Annotated in this window: 20 protein-coding genes; 18 read left to right on the forward strand and 2 right to left on the reverse strand. The window is 63.1% G+C overall.

The genetic code is table 11. The features are described 5' to 3' along the window. The first annotated feature begins 72 nt into the window (after nt 1–72). The 17 genes from mutS to trmB all read left to right on the forward strand — a co-directional run bounded on the left by mutS (nt 73) and on the right by trmB (nt 20,936). The gene (mutS, locus tag RTP54_RS01765; protein WP_312360456.1) at nt 73–2,817 is read left to right on the forward strand and encodes a DNA mismatch repair protein MutS; all 2,745 of its coding nucleotides are present in this window, start codon (nt 73–75) and stop codon (nt 2,815–2,817) included. A 202-nt stretch (nt 2,818–3,019) separates the two neighbouring features. Further along, nucleotides 3,020–5,863 carry a [protein-PII] uridylyltransferase gene (locus RTP54_RS01770; RefSeq protein ID WP_312360459.1) on the forward strand — a complete coding sequence of 948 codons (2,844 nt, stop codon included), beginning with the start codon at nt 3,020–3,022 and terminating at the stop codon, nt 5,861–5,863. After that, on the forward strand, nt 5,860–7,464 hold the full coding sequence (gene murJ / locus RTP54_RS01775; RefSeq protein ID WP_112809096.1) for a murein biosynthesis integral membrane protein MurJ: 1,605 nt from the start codon (nt 5,860–5,862) through the stop codon (nt 7,462–7,464). The genes RTP54_RS01770 and murJ overlap by 4 nt, the downstream gene beginning before the upstream one ends. A gap of 155 nt (nt 7,465–7,619) precedes the next feature. Next, nucleotides 7,620–8,684, forward strand: coding sequence for a tryptophan--tRNA ligase (gene trpS, locus RTP54_RS01780; RefSeq protein ID WP_312360463.1), 1,065 nt, complete (start codon nt 7,620–7,622; stop codon nt 8,682–8,684). Nucleotides 8,685–8,736: 52 nt separating this feature from the next. Further along, a complete protein-coding gene (locus tag RTP54_RS01785; RefSeq protein ID WP_112809094.1) occupies nt 8,737–9,228 on the forward strand; it encodes a universal stress protein in 492 nt (163 codons plus the stop codon). A 106-nt stretch (nt 9,229–9,334) separates the two neighbouring features. Then, nucleotides 9,335–9,901: a NifU family protein gene (locus RTP54_RS01790; RefSeq protein WP_112809093.1), complete on the forward strand. Its 567-nt coding sequence runs from the start codon at nt 9,335–9,337 to the stop codon at nt 9,899–9,901. A 121-nt stretch (nt 9,902–10,022) separates the two neighbouring features. Then, nucleotides 10,023–10,682, forward strand: coding sequence for a tRNA (adenosine(37)-N6)-threonylcarbamoyltransferase complex dimerization subunit type 1 TsaB (gene tsaB, locus RTP54_RS01795; RefSeq protein ID WP_312360467.1), 660 nt, complete (start codon nt 10,023–10,025; stop codon nt 10,680–10,682). A 6-nt stretch (nt 10,683–10,688) separates the two neighbouring features. Beyond that, complete coding sequence (locus RTP54_RS01800; RefSeq protein ID WP_112809091.1) at nt 10,689–11,186, forward strand: GNAT family N-acetyltransferase; 498 nt, start codon at nt 10,689–10,691, stop codon at nt 11,184–11,186. A gap of 93 nt (nt 11,187–11,279) precedes the next feature. Beyond that, entirely contained in the window at nt 11,280–12,188 is a 909-nt protein-coding gene (locus tag RTP54_RS01805) for a lysophospholipid acyltransferase family protein (RefSeq protein ID WP_312360469.1), read from the forward strand. After that, nucleotides 12,145–13,542: a tRNA (N6-isopentenyl adenosine(37)-C2)-methylthiotransferase MiaB gene (miaB, locus tag RTP54_RS01810; protein ID WP_312360471.1), complete on the forward strand. Its 1,398-nt coding sequence runs from the start codon at nt 12,145–12,147 to the stop codon at nt 13,540–13,542. Before RTP54_RS01805 ends, miaB begins: the two co-directional genes overlap by 44 nt. Before the next feature lie 27 nt (nt 13,543–13,569). Further along, nucleotides 13,570–14,628: a PhoH family protein gene (locus tag RTP54_RS01815; RefSeq protein WP_112809088.1), complete on the forward strand. Its 1,059-nt coding sequence runs from the start codon at nt 13,570–13,572 to the stop codon at nt 14,626–14,628. Between the two features lie 14 nt (nt 14,629–14,642). Beyond that, complete coding sequence (ybeY, locus tag RTP54_RS01820; RefSeq protein ID WP_312360474.1) at nt 14,643–15,149, forward strand: rRNA maturation RNase YbeY; 507 nt, start codon at nt 14,643–14,645, stop codon at nt 15,147–15,149. A 12-nt stretch (nt 15,150–15,161) separates the two neighbouring features. Further along, the gene (locus RTP54_RS01825; RefSeq protein WP_112816516.1) at nt 15,162–16,322 is read left to right on the forward strand and encodes a hemolysin family protein; all 1,161 of its coding nucleotides are present in this window, start codon (nt 15,162–15,164) and stop codon (nt 16,320–16,322) included. 219 nt (nt 16,323–16,541) lie between these two features. Then, nucleotides 16,542–18,137, forward strand: a complete 1,596-nt coding sequence (gene lnt / locus RTP54_RS01830; protein WP_312360477.1) for an apolipoprotein N-acyltransferase — start codon at nt 16,542–16,544, stop codon at nt 18,135–18,137. Nucleotides 18,138–18,286: 149 nt separating this feature from the next. Then, nucleotides 18,287–18,703, forward strand: coding sequence for a helix-turn-helix domain-containing protein (locus RTP54_RS01835; RefSeq protein WP_112809084.1), 417 nt, complete (start codon nt 18,287–18,289; stop codon nt 18,701–18,703). Nucleotides 18,704–18,899: 196 nt separating this feature from the next. Continuing rightward, nucleotides 18,900–20,138 carry a methionine adenosyltransferase gene (gene metK, locus RTP54_RS01840; RefSeq protein WP_112809083.1) on the forward strand — a complete coding sequence of 413 codons (1,239 nt, stop codon included), beginning with the start codon at nt 18,900–18,902 and terminating at the stop codon, nt 20,136–20,138. Between the two features lie 99 nt (nt 20,139–20,237). Next, complete coding sequence (gene trmB / locus RTP54_RS01845; RefSeq protein WP_312360480.1) at nt 20,238–20,936, forward strand: tRNA (guanosine(46)-N7)-methyltransferase TrmB; 699 nt, start codon at nt 20,238–20,240, stop codon at nt 20,934–20,936. 299 nt (nt 20,937–21,235) lie between these two features. Here trmB and RTP54_RS01850 read toward each other — a convergent pair whose 3' ends face one another. Both RTP54_RS01850 and RTP54_RS01855 read right to left on the reverse strand, forming a co-directional pair. Beyond that, nucleotides 21,236–21,493, reverse strand: coding sequence for a DUF1150 family protein (locus RTP54_RS01850; RefSeq protein WP_112809081.1), 258 nt, complete (start codon nt 21,491–21,493; stop codon nt 21,236–21,238). A 47-nt stretch (nt 21,494–21,540) separates the two neighbouring features. Next, nucleotides 21,541–21,972: an Hsp20 family protein gene (locus RTP54_RS01855; RefSeq protein ID WP_112809080.1), complete on the reverse strand. Its 432-nt coding sequence runs from the start codon at nt 21,970–21,972 to the stop codon at nt 21,541–21,543. A 159-nt stretch (nt 21,973–22,131) separates the two neighbouring features. Between RTP54_RS01855 and RTP54_RS01860 the strand changes: the two genes are divergently transcribed. Beyond that, on the forward strand, nt 22,132–23,076 hold the full coding sequence (locus RTP54_RS01860) for a nucleoside hydrolase (RefSeq protein WP_112816519.1): 945 nt from the start codon (nt 22,132–22,134) through the stop codon (nt 23,074–23,076). The last annotated feature ends 38 nt before the right edge of the window (nt 23,077–23,114 follow it).

Below are 23,114 nucleotides of genomic sequence, written 5' to 3' on the forward strand. Positions count from 1 at the left end.
CGGGGCGCCTCTTTATGGTTGTCGTCTATATTTGCTTGGCGATAGTGTGCCATCTCTTTTTTCGGAACAATCATGAATTTCGTGACAGACTATTCGACCCGCGCGGGGGAGGTTTTATCCGTAGCCGAGTTGGCGAGCGAGGAAAGCCGTTCCACTGCGACGCCGATGATGGAACAGTTTATCGAGATCAAGGCGAACAACCCGGATTCGCTTCTGTTCTACCGCATGGGCGACTTTTACGAGCTGTTCTTCCAGGACGCAGTCGACGCGTCGAAGGCGCTCGGCATCACCTTGACGAAACGCGGTCAGCACATGGGGCAGGAAATCCCGATGTGCGGGGTTCCCGTGCATGCGGCTGACGATTATCTGCAGAAGCTGATCGGTCTCGGCTTTCGCGTCGCAGTCTGCGAGCAGGTCGAGGATCCGGCCGAAGCCAAGAAGAGGGGCGGAAAATCCGTCGTGCGCCGCGACGTCGTCCGGCTGGTGACGCCGGGAACGATCACCGAAGAGAAGCTGCTTTCGCCGTCGGAGACCAACTACCTGATGGCGCTCGCGCGCATCAAGAGCGGTTCGGAACCGGCCTACGCGCTCGCCTGGATCGATATCTCGACCGGCGTCTTCCGGCTCGCCGAAACGGCCGAGAGCCGGCTGCTCGCCGACATCCTGCGCATCGAGCCGCGCGAACTGATCCTTGCCGATACGGTCTTCCACGACCCGGAATTGCGCGCCGTCTTCGACGTGCTCGGCCGGGTGGCAGTGCCGCAGCCGGCGGTGCTTTTCGACAGCGCGACGGCCGAGGGCCGCATCGCCCGTTACTTCGGCGTCAAGACGCTCGACGGTTTCGGCAGTTTCTCGCGCGCCGAAATGGCGGCGGCATCCGCTGCCATCTCCTATGTCGAAAAGACCCAGTTTGCCGAACGTCCGGCCCTTGGCACCCCCGAGCGCGAGAGCGCTGCCTCGACGCTGTTCATCGACCCGGCCACGCGCGCCAACTTGGAACTGGTCAAGACACTGTCGGGCGCTCGCGAAGGCACGCTGCTGAAGGCGCTCGACCGGACGGTGACGAGCGGCGGCGCGCGGCTGCTGGCCGAGCGGCTGATGTCGCCGCTGACCGATCCCGATCGCATCAACCAGCGGCTGGACTCGATCGAGATCCTGGCTGGGCAGCCGTCCTTTGCCGGGGACCTGCGCGACACGCTGCGGCGCGCCCCGGATATGCCGCGCGCCCTGTCGCGGCTGGCGCTCGGCCGCGGCGGCCCGCGCGATCTCGGTGCGATCCTGGCCGGCCTCAGGGCCGCGGAAACGATCTCGCGCCTGCTGGCAGCGGGCAATCTTTCGCCTGAACTCATCGAGGCCCGCGCGGCGATCGACGCCTTGCCGACATCCGTCCGCGACCACCTCGATGCGATGCTTGCCGACGAACTGCCGCTGCTCAAGCGCGACGGCGGTTTTCTGCGCGAAGGGGCCAATGCCGACCTCGACGAAGTCAGGGGGTTGCGCGACCAGTCCCGTCGCGTCATCGCCGGGCTGCAGCTGCAATATTCCGAAGAGACCGGCATCAAGTCGCTGAAGATCAAGCACAACAATGTGCTCGGATATTTCATCGAGGTGACGCAGGGCAATGCCGGCTCCATGACCGACACCGACGAAGGCCGCGCCCGGTTCATCCACCGCCAGACCATGGCGAACGCCATGCGCTTCACCACCACTGCACTTGCCGAACTCGAGAGCAAGATCGCCAATGCCGCCGATCGGGCGCTGACGATCGAGCTTGCCGCCTTCGACGCCATGACTTCAGACGTCGTTTCAGCGGCAGAGGTCATCAAGGCGGCGGCGCTGGCGCTAGCGACCGTCGATGTATCGGCGGGCCTTGCGATCCTTGCCGAAGAGCAGAACTATGCCCGTCCGGTCGTCGATCACACGCGCATGTTTGCCATCGAAGGCGGCCGCCATCCCGTCGTCGAGCAGGCGCTGAAGCGCCAGGCGGCCAATGCCTTCGTCGCCAATGGCTGCGACCTGTCGCCACCTTCGGGTGAAGAAGGTGGGGCGATCTGGCTTCTGACCGGTCCGAACATGGGCGGTAAGTCGACGTTCCTCCGACAGAACGCGCTGATCGCCATCATGGCGCAGATGGGCACCTTCGTGCCCGCGACAAGCGCCCATATCGGCATCGTCGACCGGCTGTTTTCGCGCGTCGGCGCCTCGGACGATCTTGCTCGCGGCCGCTCGACCTTCATGGTCGAGATGGTCGAGACGGCGGCGATCCTCAACCAGGCGACCGATCGCTCGCTCGTTATCCTCGACGAGATCGGTCGTGGCACCGCCACCTTCGACGGCCTGTCGATCGCCTGGGCGTCGGTCGAGCATCTGCACGAGGCCAATCGTTGCCGCGGCCTGTTTGCGACCCACTTCCACGAACTGACCGTGCTGTCGGAAAAGCTCGGCCGACTGTCGAACGCGACCATGCGCGTCAAGGAGTGGCACGGCGACGTGATCTTCCTGCATGAGGTCGGGCCGGGTGCTGCCGATCGCTCCTATGGTATCCAGGTCGCCCGTCTCGCCGGCCTGCCGGCCTCTGTGGTCTCCCGGGCCAAGGACGTGCTCGCCAAGCTCGAGGACGCCGACCGCAAGAACCCGGCAAGCCAGCTGATCGACGATCTGCCGCTGTTCCAGGTGGCGATCCGCCGCGAAGAGGCCAAGCCCGCCGGCAACTCCCGGGTTGACGAGGCGCTGAAGGCGCTCAACCCCGACGACATGACCCCGCGCGAAGCGCTCGATGCGCTCTACGCCCTGAAGAAGGAACTGAGCGCCCGTTGACGGCCCTTCCGTTTTTGCTGTGCATGCGTCGGTGAAAAAGGCTATACAGCGCCGCGCGCCTTGAAAGGGCGCGGCGATGAGCCGGTAGTAATTCGAAATGCTGCACGGTCCCGGTTCGGCCTTGATCGGATGGGAGCCTGCAGGAGCGCTGTTCAGGCAGCGGACCACGCAACCAGTCGGACAGGGCGCCCCTCGGCACTTCATGGGCAGACACGAAACTTCCTTTCCCGAAATTCTCGATGTCGCAGCGCTTCGGGCGAAATGCGACTTCATCGCCTCGGCGCATGCCGAGCAGCGCGAGCCGATGCGCCAGGCGCTGCTGGCCGCCTTCAAGCAGGCCAATGTCGCCGGCCGCGCCAAGGCGCGCGAACTGTTTGCCGGCGACGGCGGCGGCATTCTCTGCGCCGAGCGTATCTCCTGGCTCCAGGACCAGCTGATCACGGTGCTGCATGATTTCGTGCTCAACGAGATCTTTGACGCGGCCAACGCGCCGCCGGCAAGCCGCATCGCGGTCGCGGCCGTCGGTGGCTACGGCCGCGGCACGCTGGCGCCGGGCTCCGACATCGACCTGCTCTTCCTGCTGCCGGTGAAGAAGGCCGTCTGGGCGGAGCCGGCGATCGAGTTCATGCTCTACATCCTGTGGGATCTCGGCTTCAAGGTCGGCCATGCCACGCGCACGATCGAGGACTGCATCAGGCTCTCGCGCGCCGACATGACCATTCGCACCGCGATCCTAGAGACCCGCTATATCTGCGGCTCCGAAATGCTGGCGGCCGAACTCGAAACGCGCTTCGACCACGAGATCGTACGCAACACCGGCCCGGATTTCATCGCCGCCAAGCTCGCCGAGCGCGACGAGCGCCACCGCAAGGCGGGCGACACGCGCTATCTGGTCGAGCCCAACGTCAAGGAAGGCAAGGGTGGGCTTCGCGACCTGCATACGCTGTTCTGGATCGCCAAGTATTTCTACCGGGTCAAGGATTCCGCCGACCTGATCAAGCTCGGCGTTCTCTCGCGAACCGAATACAAGCTGTTCCAGAAGGCGGAGGACTTTCTCTGGGCGGTGCGCTGCCACATGCATTTCCTGACCGGCAAGGCCGAGGAACGGCTGTCCTTCGACATCCAGCGCGAGATTGCCGAGGCGCTCGGCTATCACGACCATCCCGGCCTTTCGGCCGTCGAGCGCTTCATGAAACACTACTTCCTGGTGGCGAAGGACGTCGGCGACCTCACCCGCATCTTCTGTGCAGCACTTGAGGATCAGCAGGCCAAGGATGCACCGGGTATCTCCGGCATCATCGGCCGCTTTACCCATCGCAGCCGCAAGATCGCCGGCACGCTCGATTTCGTCGACGACGGCGGGCGCATCGCGCTTTCGAGCCCTGACGTCTTCAAGCGCGACCCCGTCAATCTGCTGCGCTTCTTCCACATCGCCGATATCAACAATCTCGAGTTCCATCCGGCCGCGCTTCGGCAGGTGACGCGCTCGCTGGGTCTCATCAAGCCGCAACTGCGCGAGAACGAAGAGGCAAACAGGTTATTCCTGTCGATCCTGACCTCGCGCCGCAAGCCGGAACTTATTCTTCGCCGCATGAACGAAGCGGGCGTTCTCGGCCGCTTCATTCCGGACTTCGGCAAGATTGTCTCGATGATGCAGTTCAACATGTACCACCACTATACGGTGGACGAGCATCTGCTGCGCGCGGTCGACGTTCTCTCGCGCATCGAGCGCGGCATCGAGGAAGATGCCCATCCGCTGGTCGCCAAGCTGATGCCGGGGATCGAGGACCGCGAGGTGCTCTATGTCGCAGTGCTCCTGCACGACATCGCCAAGGGCCGGCCGGAGGATCATTCGGTTGCCGGCGCCAAGGTGGCGCGCCGGCTCTGCCCGCGTTTTGGCCTGACGCCGAAGCAGACCGAGCTTGTCGCCTGGCTGATCGACGAGCATCTGACGATGTCGATGGTCGCCCAGACCCGCGATCTCAATGACCGCAAGACCATCGTCGACTTCGCCGAGCGGGTGCAGTCGCTCGACCGGCTGAAGATGCTGTTGATCCTCACCGTCTGCGACATCCGCGCCGTCGGGCCGGGCGTCTGGAATGGCTGGAAGGGGCAATTGCTCCGCACGCTCTACTATGAAACCGAACTGCTGCTTTCGGGCGGCTTCTCCGAGCTGTCGCGCAAGGAGCGCGCGGCCCATGCGGCGACGATGCTGAGCGACGCCCTGACCGACTGGCAGGAAAGCGAGCGCGAGGCCTATGTGCGGCTGCACTACCAGCCCTACCTCCTGACCGTGCCGCTCGAGGACCAGATCCGCCACGCCCGCTTCATCCGCGAGGCCGATGCCGCCGGAAAGGCGCTGTCGACCATGGTGCGCACGCACCAGTTCCATGCGATCACCGAAATCACCGTGCTTTCGCCCGACCATCCGCGACTTCTGACCGTGATCGCCGGCGCCTGCGCGGCGGCCGGCGCCAACATCGTCGATGCGCAGATCTTCACGACGTCGGACGGCCGGGCGCTCGATACCATCCTCGTCAACCGCGAGTTTCCCGTCGACGGCGACGAGACGCGCCGGGCGGCCAGCATCGGCAAGCTGATCGAGGACGTGCTGTCCGGGCGCAAGCGCCTGCCGGAGGTGATCGCCAGCCGAACCAAGGTCAAGAAGCGCAACAAGGCCTTTACCGTGACCCCCGAGGTGACGATCAGCAACACGCTGTCGAACAAGTTCACGGTCATCGAGGTCGAGTGCCTCGACCGCCCCGGCCTGCTGTCGGAGATCACCGCGGTGCTCTCGGACCTTTCACTCGACATCGCCTCGGCGCACATCACGACTTTCGGCGAGAAGGTCATCGACACCTTCTACATCACCGATCTCGTCGGCCAGAAGGTTACCAGTGAAAACCGCCAGATGAACATCGCCGCCCGCCTGAAAGCCGTCATGGCCGATGAGGCCGACGAGGTTCGAGACCGGATGCCGTCCGGCATCATCGCGCCCGCGACGGGCACGTCCTCCGCTCAAAGAACGACAAAAGCCGAAACATGAGTCTGGTCAAGAAATTTGCAACCGTCGGCGGCGCCACGCTCGGCAGCCGTCTGTTCGGCTTCATCCGCGAAACCTTCATGGCAGCTGCCCTTGGCACCGGCCCGGTCGCCGATGCCTTCAATACCGCCTTCCGTCTGCCCAACACCTTCCGCCGGCTCTTTGCCGAAGGCGCCTTCAACTCGGCCTTCGTGCCGCTTTTCGCCAAGGAGATCGAGGCGAACGGCATGGAAGGGGCGCGGCGCTTTTCGGAAGAAGTGTTCGGCGTCCTCTTCACCGTCCTTCTGTTCCTGACGATCGCGATGGAACTGGCGATGCCCTTCATCGTCAGCAACCTGATTGCGCCAGGCTTTGCCGACGATCCGGCAAAGCTCGGCAACACCGTCATCTTCGCGACGATCATGTTCCCCTATCTCGCCTGCATGTCGCTCGCCGCGATGATGGCGGGCATGCTGAATTCGCTGCATCGCTATTTCGCCGCGGCGATCGCGCCGGTGTTCCTCAACATCATTCTCATCGGTGTGCTCGGTTATGCCTGGTACAGCGGCCAGGACCCGATTGCCGTCGGCTATAGCCTCTCCTGGGGTGTGATGGCGGCGGGTCTCGTGCAACTGGCGATCGTCTGGATCGCGGTGCGTGATGCCGGCATCAAGATCGGCCTGCGCCGGCCGCGGCTGACGGCCAATGTCCGCCGGTTGCTGGTCTTGGCCCTGCCGGCCGCGATCACCGGCGGCATCACCCAGATCAACCTCCTGATCAACACCAACATCGCCTCCGCGCAGGCGGGTGCTGTCTCCTCGCTCGTCTATGCCGATCGCATCTATCAGCTGCCGCTCGGGGTCGTCGGCATCGCGGTCGCAACAGTACTTCTGCCGGAGCTCGCCCGCGCGCTGCGTTCCGGCAACCTCAACGAGGCGTCGAACCTGCAGAACCGCTCGGTCGAGTTCACGCTGTTTCTGACGTTGCCGGCGGCGGCAGCGCTGCTCGTCATGTCCGAGCCGATTGTCCGGCTCCTGTTCGAGCGCGGCGAGTTTCATGCCTCGTCGACCGTGGTCGTCGGCCATATCCTGGCGATCTACGGCCTCGGTCTGCCGGCCTTCGTGCTGATCAAGGCGTTCATCCCCGGCTTCTTTGCCCGCGAGGACACGCGCACGCCGATGATCTTTGCCGGTATCTCCGTGGCGGTGAACGTGTCGCTGGCGTTGACGCTGTTCCCGCGACTGGGCGCGAGCGGCATCGCCACGGCGGAAATCGTCGCCGGCTGGGTCAATGCCGTCCTGCTTTTCGGCATGCTCGTCTGGCGCGGCCACTGGGGCCGCGACATTCCGCTCCTCACCCGCATTCCCCGTCTCGTCATCGCAGCCGCCGGCATGGCGGTGGCCCTGCACTTTGCGCTGCAGTGGCTTTCCTACGAAGTGTCGTCGGCAGCGCCGCTGATCGTGCGTGCGACTACGCTCTGCGGCCTGGTCGCCGTCGCCATGGTGATCTATTTCGCCATCGCCTTCGGCATTGGCGGCGCCAATCTCGGCATGATCCGCCGCAACATGAAGCGCAAGGCGAAGGCCAAGGCAGATCCTGAACCGACGCCGAACCCGGACGCCTGACAAGCCTGACGATCAAGTGGCGATGCCGACACCGATCGGCGTCGCCAACCGGCTTTGGGCCCACTTGATTGCACCGCGTCCGACGTGCATAAGCCATGCCGTTAGCAACATGGGCCATAGGCCCTGGGGCCCTCCACCAGCCTATTGAGGACGACATGAACGAATTCAAGCCGCTCGTATTTTCCGGCGTGCAGCCGACGGGCAACCTCCATCTCGGCAATTATCTCGGTGCGATCCGCAAGTTCGTGGCGCTGCAGGAAAACAACGACTGCATCTACTGCGTCGTCGATCTGCATTCGATCACGGCCCAGCTCGTGCACGAGGACCTGAAGGGGCAGATCCGCTCGATCGCCGCCGCCTTCATCGCCTCCGGCATCGACCCGGAAAAGCACATCGTCTTCAACCAGTCGGCCGTGCCGCAGCATGCGGAACTGGCCTGGATCTTCAACTGCGTCGCCCGCATCGGCTGGATGAACCGGATGACCCAGTTCAAGGACAAGGCCGGCAAGGATCGCGAGAACGCCTCGCTCGGCCTGCTCGCCTATCCGAGCCTGATGGCAGCCGACATCCTCGTCTATCGCGCCACCCACGTCCCGGTCGGCGACGACCAGAAGCAGCACCTCGAGCTGACGCGCGACATTGCCCAGAAATTCAACATCGACTTCATGGAGCATATCCGCGCGCGCGGCTACGGCGTCGACATGGTTGTCGGCGAAGAGCCGGTGCATGCGTATTTCCCGCCGGTGGAGCCTCTGATCGGTGGTGCAACGCCGCGCGTCATGTCGCTGCGCGACGGCACGAAGAAGATGTCGAAGTCGGATCCGTCCGATCTGTCGCGCGTCAACTTGATGGACGATGCCGAAACGATCTCAAAGAAGATCCGCAAGGCCAAGACCGACCCGGACGCGTTGCCGAGCGAACTCGACGGCCTCAAGGGCCGGCCCGAGGCGGACAACCTCGTCGGCATCTATGCTGCCCTTTCCGACAAGACCAAGGAACAGGTACTGGGCGAATTCGGCGGTCAGCAGTTCTCGGTGTTCAAGCCGGCTCTGGTGGATCTGGCGGTCGAGGTGCTGGCACCGATCACCGGCGAGATGCGCCGGCTGATGGGCGACACCGCCCATATCGACGCGATCCTGCGCGATGGTGGTGAGCGGGCGCGGGCACGGGCGGAAAAGACGATGCACGAGGTTCGCGATATCATCGGATTTCTGCAGTAAAAGGCGAAAATGAGACCTTGCGGCGGATAATCTGGAATGTAATGTTCGCCGCATGGTCTCGACCCGACTCTCACGACTTGAAGGTCACCGCCGCAAATTCATGGCGGTGATCGACGATACCCCGGAATGCGGCCGCGCCGTGCACTATGCTGGCATGCGCGCCAAGAATTCCAATGGCGGTCTCGTCCTGCTCTATATCATCGCCGACGGTGACTTCCAGCAATGGCTGGGGGTCGAGGAAATCATGCGCGCCGAAGCCCGCGAAGAGGCTGAAGCGACCCTCGCCAAGGTGGCGCAGGCCGTGCGCGAGCGCATCGGGATCGAGCCCGAAATCGTCATTCGCGAGGGAGCGGCGACCGAGCAGATCCACGCGGCGATCGAAGAGGATCGCGATATCGCCATCCTCGTGCTGGCCGCCGGCTCGGCAAAGGAAGGCCCCGGTCCGCTGGTGTCGTCGATCGCCGGCAAGGCGGCAGCCTTCCCGATCCCGGTGACGGTCATCCCGGATCTCCTGACCGACGAGGAAATCGACGCGCTCAGCTGAGCTGCGTCCCTTTGCGCTCTTGCGAGGGCGCGACGAAGACCTTATATTCTTTTGAACTATTCTAAAGAGCCGGTTGAGAACCGATCCCGGCGAGACGGAGAGAAACATGTTCATCCAGACCGAAGCCACGCCGAACCCGGCCACGCTCAAGTTCCTGCCGGGCAAGGTCGTGCTGGAAAGCGGCACGGCCGAATTCCGCGACGAGGAAGAAGCCCGCGCCGGTTCGCCGCTTGCCGCACGGCTGTTTTCGATCCCCGGCGTCAGCGGCGTCTATTTCGGCTACGATTTCATCACCGTCAGCAAGGAAGGGCAGGAGTGGCAGCACCTGAAGCCCGCCATCCTCGGCTCGATCATGGAACACTTCATGTCCGGTGCGCCGATCATGGCCGGCGCCGGCCGCGCCGAGCAGCTGGATGAAGAAGACGAGTTCTTCGAGCCCGGCGACGAGACGATCGTCGCGACCATCAAGGAACTGCTGGAAACCCGGGTGCGCCCGGCCGTGGCACAGGACGGTGGCGACATCACCTTCCGCGGCTTCAAGGACGGCACCGTGTTCCTGAACATGAAGGGTGCCTGCTCGGGTTGCCCATCGTCGACCGCGACCCTGAAGCATGGCGTGCAGAACCTGCTGCGCCACTTCGTGCCCGAGGTGGAAGCGGTCGAAGCCGTCTGATATCGCGATGGCAAGCGGCTCCGGCCTTTTCGGGCGAGCCGCTTTCTGTATCGAGTAAGCGTAACCGCGATGCCATCAGGGCCTCGCGGTTTTGGTGCGTCTGGAAATCGCTGTAACTGACATGATCGTACTTGCCATCGACACATCCGGGTCCGGCTGTTCCGCTGCCGTCTATGACAGCGGCACGAACACAATTCTCGGTCAGTCCGGAGCCGATATCGGCCGCGGCCACGCCGAAAGGCTGATGGAATTCGTCGACACGGCGCTCGCCGCTGCCGATCGCCCGATCGGCGCGATCGATCGCATCGCTGTCACCATCGGGCCGGGCTCCTTTACCGGCATCCGCGTCGGTGTCGCGACTGCACGCGGTCTGGCGCTTGCGCTCGGCAAGCCGGCGGTCGGTGTTTCATCGCTGCACGTGATCGCCGAGGAAGCCCGAACGGCGAGACCGGGCAGGGCCGTTCTCGCGGCAATCGACGCCAAACGCGACGAACTCTACGTCCAGGCATTCGATGCGGCGGGCGAGGCGGTCGCCGAGCCGGAAGCTTTGTCGCTCACCGACGCCCGCACCCGCTTTGCCGGTTTTGACGGAAGCGTTGCCGGCTCGGGCGGCGAGCTTCTTGGCGTGGGAACGCCGATAGGCGCGGCTGATCTCGTCGATATCGCCGTCGTCGCGCGGCTCGGTGCCGCCGCGGATCCAGCCTCGGCCAAGCCGAAGCCACTCTATCTAAGGGGGCCCGACGCAAAGCCGCAAACGGGCTTTGCCGTAGCCCGAGCCTAGACCCCGATGAGCTTCACCGACTATTTCACCCGCCGCGCCGAATTCGACATCTTCCCGCTGGAGGAGCCGGATCTGGCCGCCGCCGCCGGCCTGCATCGCCAGCGTTTCGCGTCTCCCTGGAGTGATGGCGAAATCCACGCGCTTCTCGTCCAGGACACGGTGTTCGGCTTTGTCGCCCGCCAGACCAACGGTTCGCTCCGTCCCGCCTTCGGCGGCTTCGTGCTGTCACGGGCTGTGGCCGGTGAGGCCGAAATCCTGACGATCGGCGTCGATCCGCGCTACGCCCGGTCCGGCCTCGGCTGGCGGCTGATGCAGGCGGCGATGCGTGAGGCCTCGGTCAAGGGATCGGAGACGCTTTTCCTCGAAGTGGACGAGACTAATCAGGCCGCGATCGGCCTTTACCGCAAGCTCGGCTTCCTCAAGGTCGGCGAACGCCGCGCCTATTATCAGGACAAGGCCGGACAGCGCACCGCCGCGCTTGTCATGCGGCTCGATCTTCGCTAGTGCCAACCGGACCGGTCTGGCACGTATCGGACGAGCCAGGCCTTCGCACAACCATGCGGAGTGGCGCGTGAACGGCGCAGGAAATCCTTTTCGATGATCAACTGGCTGCGGATCGCGCTGTTTGCGCTGGTGCTGGCGCTGGTCTCGCTCGTGCTGATGCCGATCCAGATCGTCTGCCTCTGGCTGAACCTGAGGCTGCGCCGCTTGCTGCCGCGCTATTGGCACCGCATGGCCTGCTATCTGCTCGGCATCAAGGTGCGGGTGCACGGAATGCCGGGCCGTCGCCGGCCCCTGCTGCTCTGCTCCAATCACGCGTCCTGGAAAGACATCCTCGTCCTGTCGTCGGTGGCCGACGTCGTCTTCGTCGCCAAGTCCGAGGTCAAGGAGTGGCCCGTCTTCGGCCCGCTGGCGCGGCTGCAGGCGTCGATCTTCGTCGTGCGTGAGCAGAAACGCGCGACCGGCAAGCAGGTGAGCGAGATTGGCCAGCGGCTGGCGGACGGCGAGATCGTCGTGCTCTTCCCGGAAGGCACGACCTCCGACGGCAACCGCCTGCTCGAGATCAAGACGTCTCTGTTCGGCGCTGCCGCGTCCGCCGTGCCGCATTCGCCGACGGGCATGGTTCACGTCCAGCCGGTGGCAATCTCCTATACCGGCATCCACGGCATGCCGATGGGACGTTTCAACCGGCCGATCGCCGCCTGGCCGGGCGATACCGGCCTTGTCCCGCATCTGCTTGGCATCCTGCGCGAAGGGGCAATCGAGGTGGATGTCGATTTCGGCGAGGCTATCGACTACGACCATCACACAAACCGCAAGGAAGTCAGCCGCGTCATCGAGCAGCGCATTCGCTCGATGCTGTCGGACCGCCTGCGCGGACGGGCTTCAGACCGCCAGCGCCGCGGACGAACGGCCGGCGAAAAAACTTCAAATCCAGCCCGCTTTGCACTAAAGAACCGGCATGACCCAGGAAACAGCTCTTCTGACGACGCCCGCAACGGGTGACGAACGCACGCCGGCCCGCAAGGTCTTCGTGAAAACCTATGGCTGTCAGATGAACGTCTACGACAGCGACCGCATGTCTGACGCGTTGACGCGCGACGGCTATGTGTCGACCGACGTGCTGGAAGATGCCGACTTCGTTCTGCTCAACACCTGTCATATTCGCGAAAAGGCGGCGGAAAAGGTCTATTCCGAGCTTGGCCGCCTGCGCGATCTGAAGAAGGCCAAGGCGCTCGAAGGTCGCGAGATGATGATCGGCGTTGCCGGCTGCGTCGCGCAGGCCGAGGGCAACGAGATCCTGCGCCGGGCGCCGGCCGTCGATCTCGTCATCGGGCCGACCACCTATCACCGGCTGCCGGAAGCCCTGAAGCGTGCCCGCAACGGCGAGCGCGTGGTCGAGACCGATTACGCCGTCGAGGACAAGTTCGAGCATCTGCCGGCACCCGACAAGGCCAAGACACGGGCGCGCGGCGTCACGGCCTTCCTGACGGTGCAGGAGGGCTGCGACAAGTTCTGCACCTTCTGCGTCGTCCCCTATACGCGTGGATCGGAAGTTTCCCGCCCGGTCGCGCAGATCCTCTCGGAGGCCAGGAAGCTGGTCGAGGCCGGCGTGCGCGAAATCACGCTGCTCGGCCAGAACGTCAACGCCTGGCATGGGCTCGGCCCGGATGGCCGCGAATGGGGCCTTGGCGATCTCCTGCAGTGTCTTGGCGACATCGAGGGGCTGGCGCGGCTGCGCTACACCACCAGCCATCCGCGTGACATGGACGACAGCCTGATCGAGGCGCATCGCTCGATGCCGAAGCTGATGCCCTATCTGCACCTGCCCGTCCAGGCCGGCTCCGACCGCATTCTCAAGGCGATGAACCGGCGGCATACTGCCGCCGAATATCTTGCGCTCATCGAACGCATCCGCGCGGTGCAGCCCGACCTCGCTTTGTCGGGCGATTTCATCGTCGGTTTCCCCGGCGAGACCGACGAAGACTTCGAAGACACCATCCGGCTCATCGAAGCCGTGGGTTATGCACAGGCATTTTCGTTCAAGTATTCGACCCGTCCCGGCACGCCCGGCGCCGACCTTCCCGATCAGGTGCCGGAGGACGTAAAAGCCAAACGCCTGGAAAGATTGCAGGCTTTGCTGTTTTCGCAGCAGCGCGCCTTTGCCGAAGCCTGTGTCGGGCGCGAAATCGACCTGCTTTTGGAGAAGCCCGGCCGCATGCCTGGGCAGCTCGTCGGCCGATCGCCCTGGCTTCAGCCTGTGAATGTTGATGCAAAAGCATCGCAAATCGGTGACATTATCAAGGTGCGAATCATCAAGGCCGGAAACAACAGTCTGTTTGCCGAGATGATCGGGTAAGGACCGGAAACGAGGAGCCTGAACCGCTTGAACGGACACGAACTGATCTCTTCATCATCGCGCCAGTCGAAAACAACTGCGACAGACGCCAATCACTTCGTGCTCACATTTGAGAACAACCGGTTCGCCAGCGAACTCTTCGGGCAGTTCGACCAGAATCTGAAGCTTCTCGAAGAACGGCTGAAGATCGAGGCGCATCCGCGCGGCAATTCCGTTGCGATCTCGGGCGATGTCGTCACCACCAACCAGGCCCGTCGTGCCCTCGATTTCCTCTATGGACGGTTGCAGAGCGGCGGCTCGATCGATACGTCGGATGTGGAAGGCGCGATCCGGATGGCGGTCGCAGCCGATGATCAGCTACAATTGCCGACCATGGAGAAAAAAGCCAAATTGACGATGGCGCAGATTTCAACGCGCAAGAAGACGATCGTCGCCCGCACGCCGACGCAGGATGCCTATATCCGCGCGCTGGAGCGCTCCGAACTCGTCTTCGGCGTCGGTCCGGCCGGTACCGGCAAGACCTATCTCGCGGTTGCCCACGCAGCCCAGCTCCTGGAGCGTGGCGCCGTCGACCGTATCGTGCTCTCCCGTCCGGCCGTCGAAGCCGGCGAACGCCTCGGCTTCCTGCCGGGCGACATGAAGGAGAAGGTCGATCCCTATCTGCGACCACTCTACGATGCGCTCTATGACATGATGCCGGGCGACAAGGTCGAGCGTGCCATCACGGCAGGCGTGATCGAAATCGCGCCGCTTGCCTTCATGCGCGGCCGCACCCTTGCCAATGCAGCCGTCATCCTCGACGAGGCTCAGAACACCACATCGATGCAGATGAAGATGTTTTTGACCCGCCTCGGCGAAAACGGCCGGATGATCGTGACGGGCGACCCGAGCCAGGTCGACCTGCCGCGCGGCGTCAAGTCGGGACTGGTCGAGGCCTTGCAGATCCTGCGCGGCGTCGAGGGCGTTTCGGAAATCCGTTTCAAGGACGTCGATGTCGTGCGCCATCCGATGGTGGCGCGCATCGTCAGGGCCTACGAGGCCCAGACGGCCGTGCACGACGAAAGCGAGCAGGGCGACCGCCGATAGCGGTCGCCGACAACATGACCGCATTGGATATCCAGATCAGCGTCGAAGAGGGCAATTGGCCCGACGAAGACACGCTTCTCGCCTTTTCGTCGCCGGTGCTCGAGGCTGCGGCCGCCTTCCTGAAGGCGGAAGAACGCCAGCCGTTTCCGAAGGTGGCGCCCGAGCTGTCGCTGGTCTTTACCGACGACGCCTCCATTCGCACGATCAACGCGGAGTGGCGCAGCCAGGACAAGCCGACAAACGTTCTGTCCTTTCCCGCCTTCCCGCTGACGCCCGGCAAGATGCCGGGACCGATGCTGGGCGACATCATCGTTGCGCGCGAGACGCTGGAACGCGAAGCGGTGGATCTGGAAAAGACGTTCGACGCGCACCTGACGCATCTTCTCGTGCATGGATTCCTGCATCTTTTCGGTTATGATCATATGGTAGATGATGAAGCCGAAAGAATGGAAAGCCTGGAGACTCGCATTTTAGCGCGTCTTGGCTTATCTGATCCCTACGGGGACCGATCCCCGGATTAACAGTTTGGACCAATGAGCGACTTTAAAACACAGCCCGTCGCAATGGCGACCGAGGAGGCAGACGCCTCCGGAGAGGCAGAGGCGGGCAGTAGTAGCACCGCCACTCGACAAGAGGGCACCAAGACCACATCGTCCTTCTGGAGCCGGGCCGCGCGCATCTTGCGTGGCGCCAATCCTTCGAGCCTGCGAGAGGACCTTGCCGACGCACTGCTGACGGACGCCGACAGCAACACGGCATTTTCGCCCGAAGAGCGGGCGATGCTCAACAACATCCTGCGCTTCCGCGAAGTGCGCGTCGAAGATGTGATGGTTCCGCGTGCCGATATCGAGGCCGTCGACCAGAGCATCACCATCGGCGAGCTGATGGTGATCTTCGAGGAGTCCGGCCGCTCGCGCATGCCGGTCTATAACGAAGGCCTCGACGATCCGCGTGGCATGGTGCACATCCGCGACCTGCTCGCCTATGTCACCAAGCAGGCCCGCAACCGCCGCCGCAACGGCAAGGCAGCCGCTGTGACCGCAACGCCTGCGGCCGAAAAAGCCCCGAGGTCGCCGAAGGCGACGTTCGACCTGTCACGCGTCGATCTCGGAAAATCTCTGGAAGAGGCCGGCATCATTCGCCAGCTCCTGTTCGTGCCGCCGTCGATGCTGGCCTCGGACCTGATGCAGCGCATGCAGGCAGCCCGCATCCAGATGGCGCTGGTCATCGACGAGTATGGCGGCACCGATGGCCTCGTTTCGCTCGAAGACATCGTCGAGATGGTCGTCGGCGATATCGAGGACGAGCACGATGACGACGAGGTGATGTTTGCCAAGACGTCCGAGGATGTCTTCGTTGCCGACGCCCGTGTCGAACTGGAAGAGATCGCCGAGGCGATCGGCTCCGACTTCGACGTGCGCGAGCAGCTCGAGGATGTCGATACGCTCGGTGGCCTGATCTTCGCGTCGCTCGGCCGGATTCCGGTGCGGGGCGAGGTGGTACAGGCACTGCCGGGCTTCGAATTCCAGATTCTCGACGCCGATCCGCGCCGCGTCAAGCGAGTGCGCATCATGCGCAAGCGCCCGCCGGCCCGCCGCCGGCCCGTGCGTCCCGAAAGCGAACTGGGGCAGGAGCAGACGCCTTCAGGGCGTGGCAACGGCACCGAGCCGCATCAGGCCGCCGGAGAGCCATAACCTTTCCACACACCGCATCCTCGGCGAGGCGCAATCCGCGTTCCTCGCCGAGACCGGCTGCCGATCGGTGATCGGCAGCTCTTCCTTGCGCGTCAAATTCGCCGCCGATGGCTCTAAAGGGGACAAGCGGCGACTTTTTTGGAACACTGCCGGCAACTGATTCGGTTGTTCTTCCCGCGCAGCGTCCGTCTTTCGCGGCCTGCGCCAACAGGAGGCTGCATGGAAAGACTGGCTGGCAGGATCATGCTTCTGTCGGGTGCCCCCCGGCTGTTTCTCGCCTTCGTCGCGGGGCTGCTGGCTGTTCTGACACAGCCGCCATTTGGCATTTTCGCCGCCGCCTTCGTCTCCTTTCCCGTTCTCGTGTGGCTCCTCGATGGCGCGACCGGTCACCCGGACGGCGGTGCAATCCGGCGGCTGCTGCCGTCTGTTGCCATCGGCTGGGCTTTCGGCTTCGGTTATTTCCTCGGTAGCCTCTGGTGGCTCGGCAACGCGCTGCTGGTGGAGGCGGACAGTTTTGCCTGGGCGTTGCCGCTGGCGGTCGTCGGCCTTCCGGCGTTCATTGCCCTGTTCTATGCACTGGCGACGCTGATTGCCCGCATCCTCTGGTCGGATGGCGTCGGCCGGATCGCAGCACTGGCATTGGGCTTCGGCCTTGCCGAATGGCTGCGCTCGTTCATTTTCACCGGCTTTCCCTGGAACGCGATCGGCTATGCGGCGATGCCCATGCCGTTGATGATGCAGTCCGCCAGCGTCCTCAATCTTTCGACCATCAACATGCTGGCGGTTTTCGTCTTTGCCGCACCTGCCTTGATCGCGACCGGCAAGGGCAGCCGGCTTGGGCTCAGCGTCGCGGTCGCGCTGTGTGTCGCCCATATCGGCTTCGGGTTCTACCGGCTTGCCCTGCCGGCGCCCACGGCGCCGGAACAGCCGCTCGCAATCCGGCTCGTGCAGCCGGTGATCGATCAGGCAAAGAAGCTCGACGACAACGAGCGTGGCACCATCTTCGAAGAGCACCTGGCCTTGACCGCCGCGCCGACGGAGCCCGGCGCCCGCAAGCCCGATATCGTCGTCTGGCCGGAAACTTCGATCCCGTTCATCCTTACCGACAGTCCCGATGCGCTCGCGCGCATCGCCGACGTGCTCGACGACGGACAGATCCTCATTGCCGGCGCGGTGCGGGCCGAGGACGCAGGCACCGGCCTGCCGCCACGCTATTACAACTCGATCTACATGATCGACGGACAGGGGCAGATCATCGGCGCTGCCGACAAGGTGCATCTCGTGCCCTTCGGTGAATATTTGCCGTTCGAGGACCTGTTGTCGTCCTGGGGACTGAGTTCGGTCGCCGCTGCCATGCCGGGAGGATTTTCGGCGGCCAAGAGCCGCTCCTCGCTGACGCTGCCCACGGGGCGCAGGTTTTACCCGCTCATTTGTTATGAAGCGATCTTTCCAGACGAGATCGGGGCCGGCGCGCTGGGTGCCGATGCATTGCTCAACATCACCAATGATGCCTGGTTCGGAGACACGCCCGGACCGCGCCAGCACTTCCATCAGGCACAGTTGCGTGCAGTGGAAACTGGCGCACCACTTATTCGTGCAGCCAATAATGGTATATCAGCGATTGTTGATGCACGTGGGGTTTTAGTGGTAGGATTGGCCTACAATTATAGGGGAGTGGTCGACGCAATTCTGCCAGGTACGATGAAAACGCCCTTGAACGAGACGATACGAAGTCGCGTTTTTTGGTTGTGTGCAATGTTACTTCTGCTGGTTGCAGTCTTCTCGCGTGTTAGTTTTAATATTAGGAAGAATTGACCTAAAACCCCTAAAATTGCATAGTGGTCCGGACCATCGGTTTGTGCTGGGGAGGCTCTTTTGTCGCCACTGCGCTGCGGTAGCAGCGGTGTGCGGTGTCCTCACGCAAAGTCCGTGGATGAACGAAACAGCGTGTTAGGAACGCAAATATGATCGAAAATAAGAAGAAGCCGAACCCGATCGACATTCATGTCGGTAGCCGGATTCGTCTTCGCCGCACGATGCTTGGCATGAGCCAGGAAAAGCTGGGCGAAAGCCTGGGGATTACCTTCCAGCAGATCCAGAAATATGAGAAGGGAACGAACCGCGTCGGTGCCAGCCGGTTGCAGAACATTTCCGGCATCCTGAATGTCCCGGTCTCCTTCTTCTTCGAGGATGCTCCCGGCGAAAACACCAGCGCCTCGGGCATGGCTGAAGCCTCCAGCTCGAACTACGTCGTCGATTTTCTGTCCTCCTCCGAGGGTCTTCAGCTCAACCGCGCATTCGTCAAGATTGGCGATCCCAAGGTGCGCCGCAAGCTGGTTGATCTCGTAAAGGCGCTGGCTGCGGAAGCAGAAAGCGAATAGTTCCCGACCTTCGGGATTACAAAAACAAAGCGGCCTTCAGTGCCGCTTTTTTCTTGCCCGCGGTTTCCCTCCGACATCGGAAGTGATTGGCGCCGATGTTGATATAAAGATATATTTATGTCGTTGTTCGCTTGTTTTTCGGTCGCAAAACCACTAACACGATGCCAGCGCTTATCTTCTTGAGGGGAATTCCCGCATGCGTTCAAACTACCTGTTCACCAGTGAATCCGTAGCCGAAGGTCACCCGGACAAAGTCTGTGACCGTATCTCCGACGAGATCGTCGATCTGGTTTACCGCGAAGCGGCCAAGACCGGCGTCGACCCCTGGGGTGTCCGCATTGCTTGCGAAACGCTGGCGACGACGAACCGCGTCGTGATTGCCGGCGAGGTCCGTCTGCCGCCGAGCCTTCTGAAGAAGGACAAGAACGGCAACGACGTCATCAACCCCTCGAAGTTCAAGTCGGCCGCCCGCAAGGCGATCCGCGACATCGGTTATGAACAGGACGGTTTCCACTGGAAGACGGCGAAGATCGACGTCCTCCTGCACTTCCAGTCCGCGCATATCGCTCAGGGCGTCGACAACGCTGCCGACAAGCAGGGTGAGGAAGGCGCAGGCGACCAGGGCATCATGTTCGGTTACGCCTGCCGCGAGACCTCGGAGCTGATGCCGGCGCCGCTTTACTACTCGCATCGCATCCTGCATCTGCTCGCTGCTGCCCGTAAGAAGGGCGACGGCGAAGTCGCCAAGCTCGGCCCGGACGCCAAGAGCCAGGTCACCGTTCGCTACGTCGACGGCAAGCCGGCGGAAGTCGTCTCGATCGTCCTGTCCACCCAGCATCTCGACGAGAGCTGGGATTCGGCCAAGGTTCGCGCCGTCGTCGAGCCCTACATCCGCGAAGCGCTCGACGATCTGAAGATCGCCAGCGACTGCAGCTGGTACATCAACCCGACGGGCAAGTTCGTCATCGGTGGCCCTGATGGCGATGCCGGCCTGACCGGCCGCAAGATCATCGTCGACACCTATGGTGGCGCAGCACCGCATGGCGGCGGCGCCTTCTCCGGCAAGGACACGACCAAGGTCGACCGTTCGGCTGCCTACGCCGCCCGCTACCTCGCCAAGAACGTTGTTGCCGCCGGCCTTTCCGACCGTTGCACGATCCAGCTGTCCTACGCCATCGGCGTTGCCCAGCCGCTTTCGGTCTATGTCGACCTGCACGGCACCGGCAAGGTTTCCGAAGACCAGGTGGAAAGCGCGATCCGCAAGACGATGGACCTGTCGCCGACCGGCATCCGCCGCCACCTCGACCTCAACAAGCCGATCTATGCCAAGACCTCCGCCTATGGCCACTTTGGCCGCAAGGCCGGCCGTGACGGCTCGTTCTCCTGGGAAAAGCTTGACCTGGTCAAGCCGCTCAAGGAAGCGATCGGGGCTTGACGCCTTGACATTTGCCGGACACAGAACGTCCGGCCGCTAAAGCATCAGGCGGATATCCCGAAAAGGGGTGTCCGCCTTGCTCGTTTAAGGAAGATTGTCATGACTGAACCGCGCCGCAGCCGCGCCACGGAAGCCTTCTTCGGACGCCGCAAGGGCAAGCCCTTGCGCGAGCGCCAGGCGGCCCATCTCGAAACCATCCTGCCGAAGCTTAAGCTCGATCTCGGTGCGAGCGCGCCGGAAGACCTGAAGCAGCTCTTTCCCGAGCCCGTCGATCGCATCCGTCTGGAGATCGGCTTCGGCGGCGGCGAACACCTGATCCACCGCGCGGCCGAGAACCCATCGACCGGCTTCATCGGCGTCGAGCCCTTCGTCAATTCCATGGCCAAGCTGATCGGCCAGATCGAGGAGAAGGGCGTCTCCAACATCCGTCTCTACAACGACGACGCAACGCAGGTTCTCGACTGGATGCCGGCCGCCTGCGTCGACCAGATCGACCTGCTCTATCCGGATCCGTGGCCGAAGCGCAAGCACTGGAAGCGCCGGTTCGTTTCCGCAATCAATCTCGACCGCTTCGCACGCGTGCTGAAGCCGGGCGGTATCTTCTGCTTTGCCTCCGATATCGACACCTATGTCAACTGGACGCTGCTGCACTGCCGCGACCATGCCGCTTTCGAATGGACGGCTGAAGAGGCGTCGGACTGGTTGACGCCCTACGAGGGCTGGCCGAGCACGCGCTACGAGGCCAAGGCCCGCCGGGAAGGGCGAAGCTCCGCCTATCTGACCTTCCGCCGCGTTTAGGGCGCGGCGCTGGAGTGCGCGGCACTCTTGCCCATACGGCATGCGGGGGAAGCGGCGACGCAAAGTTGCCGTGGGCTGATTTGATCGAGCGCGACGCGCTTCAGGCTCTTGCCAATCGAATAGCAATGAGGAGCGCCAAATCGTTCTGGCTGGGCAATTCCTGACGGATTGCCGCTTCGTCTTTATTCCGGAAGTCTGCCCGTAAGGACCTGTTCGAAACGTGGCGCCGCAACTGCTTGCGCGTCAGGTTTGACGCGCGGTCACAGGGCACCGGTGGCGTGGTTCGCCACGACTTGCGATCAATGCAGGCTGACGGTCTTCAGATCGTCTTCTGCGGCCTTGTAGAAGGTGCTGGAACGGTTGTCGGTCAGAAGGATCGGGGTGCCGTCCGCACCGAACAGGGCCCAGAGATCGATGCCCGGTCCCATTTCCGGTGCTTCCGGGAAGCAGCGGGAAACCTCTTCGGACCGCATCTTTCTGATATAGCCGACTTCGCCCTCTCCCAGATGAGCGAGGTCGTTCATGGACAATGACGAGGTGATGGCTTTCAGTCCCATGGTGGTACTCCGTGGTCGCCGGCCAGGGGAAAATCCCGCCGGTTATCCTACTCTGGGACTGAAATGTTAATTTTCTTTACCATACGCACCGGTTCCGGACGAACGAGGTCGACCGACAGCAGGCCGTTGCGCAGTTCGGCACCCAGCACCTTCATGCCGTCAGCCAGAACGAAAGTGCGCTGAAACTGCCGGGCGGCAATGCCGCGATGCAGATAGTCGCGATCGCCGGTGTCGACCTGGCGGCCGCGAATGACGAGCTGATTTTCTTCCGTCGTGACGTCGAGATCCTCTTCGGAAAAGCCGGCGACCGCGAGTGTGATGCGCAAACGCTCAGGCGCATCGGCCGAATCGTCGCCGCGCACGCGTTCTATATTGTAGGGCGGGTAGCCGTCATTTCCCTTGGCGATACGCTCGAGGGTCTTTTCCATCGTGTCGAAACCCAGCAGTAGCGGGCTCGTGAAAGGCGTAATTCTGCTCATTCCCAAGTCCTTGTAAGATCAAGCGACCATTATGCGGACCTGCCAAGCAGCATCCCTCCCTCAATATGGTAGCTGTGCGCAATGAGCGCAAGCCGCTTGCCTCCGGCGTGCACGCAAATCATAGTCCGCAGCGCGAGAATCCCAAGGAGGAACACAAGCGTGCCTGCGCCGAGAAAAATAATCATAGACACCGATCCCGGGCAGGACGATGCCGCCGCCATCATGCTCGCCTTCGGCAGCCCGGAAGAAATCGACCTGCTGGGGATCACCACCGTTGCCGGCAACGTCCCGCTGGCGATGACCGCGCGCAACGCCCGCATCATCTGCGAATTGTGTGGCAGGACCGACGTCAAGGTCTATCCCGGCGCCGACCGGCCGATTGCCCGGCCGCTCGTCACCGCCGAGCATGTGCATGGCAAGACCGGCCTCGACGGCCCTGCGCTCGACGAGCCGAAGATGGCGCTTCAAGCCCAGCATGGCGTCGACTTCATCATCGAGACGCTGCGGGCCGAGGCTTCGGGTACGGTGACGCTCTGCACGCTCGGTCCGTTGACCAATGTGGCGCTCGCGCTGCAGAAGGCGCCCGATATCGCGCCGAAGGTGCGCGAACTGGTGATGATGGGCGGTGGTTTCTTCGAGGGCGGCAACATCACGCCGGCCGCCGAATTCAACATCTATGTCGACCCGGAAGCCGCAGACGTCGTCTTCCGCTCGGGCATTCCGATCGTCATGATGCCGCTCGACGTCACCCACCGCGTGCTGACGCACAAGGCGCGCGTGGCCAAGATCCGCGACATCGGCAGTGCGCCGGCGATCGCCATGGCGGAAATGCTGGAGTTCTTCGAGCGTTTCGACATCGAGAAATACGGCACCGATGGCGGCCCGCTGCACGATCCGACCGTGATCGCCTACCTGCTGCGTCCGGAGCTGTTCACCGGCCGCGACTGCAACGTCGAGATCGAGGTCCAGTCGCCGCTGACGACGGGCATGACCGTGGTCGACTGGTGGCAGGTGACCGGTCGCAAGCACAATGCCAAGGTCATGCGCCATATCGACGACCAGGGCTTCTTCGATCTCCTGACCGAGCGGCTGGCCCGCATCTGATCGGCAAGGCCATCAGGCAAAAAGAAACGGCGCCCCGA

The sequence above is a fragment of the Ensifer sp. genome (assembly GCF_031989085.1).
Taxonomy (GTDB): domain Bacteria; phylum Pseudomonadota; class Alphaproteobacteria; order Rhizobiales; family Rhizobiaceae; genus Ensifer.

Excerpts from the sequence above, each read along its gene's own strand:
- mutS (WP_312360456.1), top strand. The coding sequence starts at position 73 with ATGAATTTCGTGACAGACTATTCGACCCGCGCGGGGGAGGTTTTATCC.
- RTP54_RS01770 (WP_312360459.1), top strand. The coding sequence starts at position 3,020 with ATGGGCAGACACGAAACTTCCTTTCCCGAAATTCTCGATGTCGCAGCG.
- murJ (WP_112809096.1), top strand. The coding sequence starts at position 5,860 with ATGAGTCTGGTCAAGAAATTTGCAACCGTCGGCGGCGCCACGCTCGGC.
- trpS (WP_312360463.1), top strand. The coding sequence starts at position 7,620 with ATGAACGAATTCAAGCCGCTCGTATTTTCCGGCGTGCAGCCGACGGGC.
- RTP54_RS01785 (WP_112809094.1), top strand. The coding sequence starts at position 8,737 with ATGGTCTCGACCCGACTCTCACGACTTGAAGGTCACCGCCGCAAATTC.
- RTP54_RS01790 (WP_112809093.1), top strand. The coding sequence starts at position 9,335 with ATGTTCATCCAGACCGAAGCCACGCCGAACCCGGCCACGCTCAAGTTC.
- tsaB (WP_312360467.1), top strand. The coding sequence starts at position 10,023 with ATGATCGTACTTGCCATCGACACATCCGGGTCCGGCTGTTCCGCTGCC.
- RTP54_RS01800 (WP_112809091.1), top strand. The coding sequence starts at position 10,689 with ATGAGCTTCACCGACTATTTCACCCGCCGCGCCGAATTCGACATCTTC.
- RTP54_RS01805 (WP_312360469.1), top strand. The coding sequence starts at position 11,280 with ATGATCAACTGGCTGCGGATCGCGCTGTTTGCGCTGGTGCTGGCGCTG.
- miaB (WP_312360471.1), top strand. The coding sequence starts at position 12,145 with ATGACCCAGGAAACAGCTCTTCTGACGACGCCCGCAACGGGTGACGAA.
- ybeY (WP_312360474.1), top strand. The coding sequence starts at position 14,643 with ATGACCGCATTGGATATCCAGATCAGCGTCGAAGAGGGCAATTGGCCC.
- RTP54_RS01825 (WP_112816516.1), top strand. The coding sequence starts at position 15,162 with ATGAGCGACTTTAAAACACAGCCCGTCGCAATGGCGACCGAGGAGGCA.
- lnt (WP_312360477.1), top strand. The coding sequence starts at position 16,542 with ATGGAAAGACTGGCTGGCAGGATCATGCTTCTGTCGGGTGCCCCCCGG.
- RTP54_RS01835 (WP_112809084.1), top strand. The coding sequence starts at position 18,287 with ATGATCGAAAATAAGAAGAAGCCGAACCCGATCGACATTCATGTCGGT.
- metK (WP_112809083.1), top strand. The coding sequence starts at position 18,900 with ATGCGTTCAAACTACCTGTTCACCAGTGAATCCGTAGCCGAAGGTCAC.
- trmB (WP_312360480.1), top strand. The coding sequence starts at position 20,238 with ATGACTGAACCGCGCCGCAGCCGCGCCACGGAAGCCTTCTTCGGACGC.
- RTP54_RS01850 (WP_112809081.1), bottom strand. The coding sequence starts at position 21,493 with ATGGGACTGAAAGCCATCACCTCGTCATTGTCCATGAACGACCTCGCT.
- RTP54_RS01855 (WP_112809080.1), bottom strand. The coding sequence starts at position 21,972 with ATGAGCAGAATTACGCCTTTCACGAGCCCGCTACTGCTGGGTTTCGAC.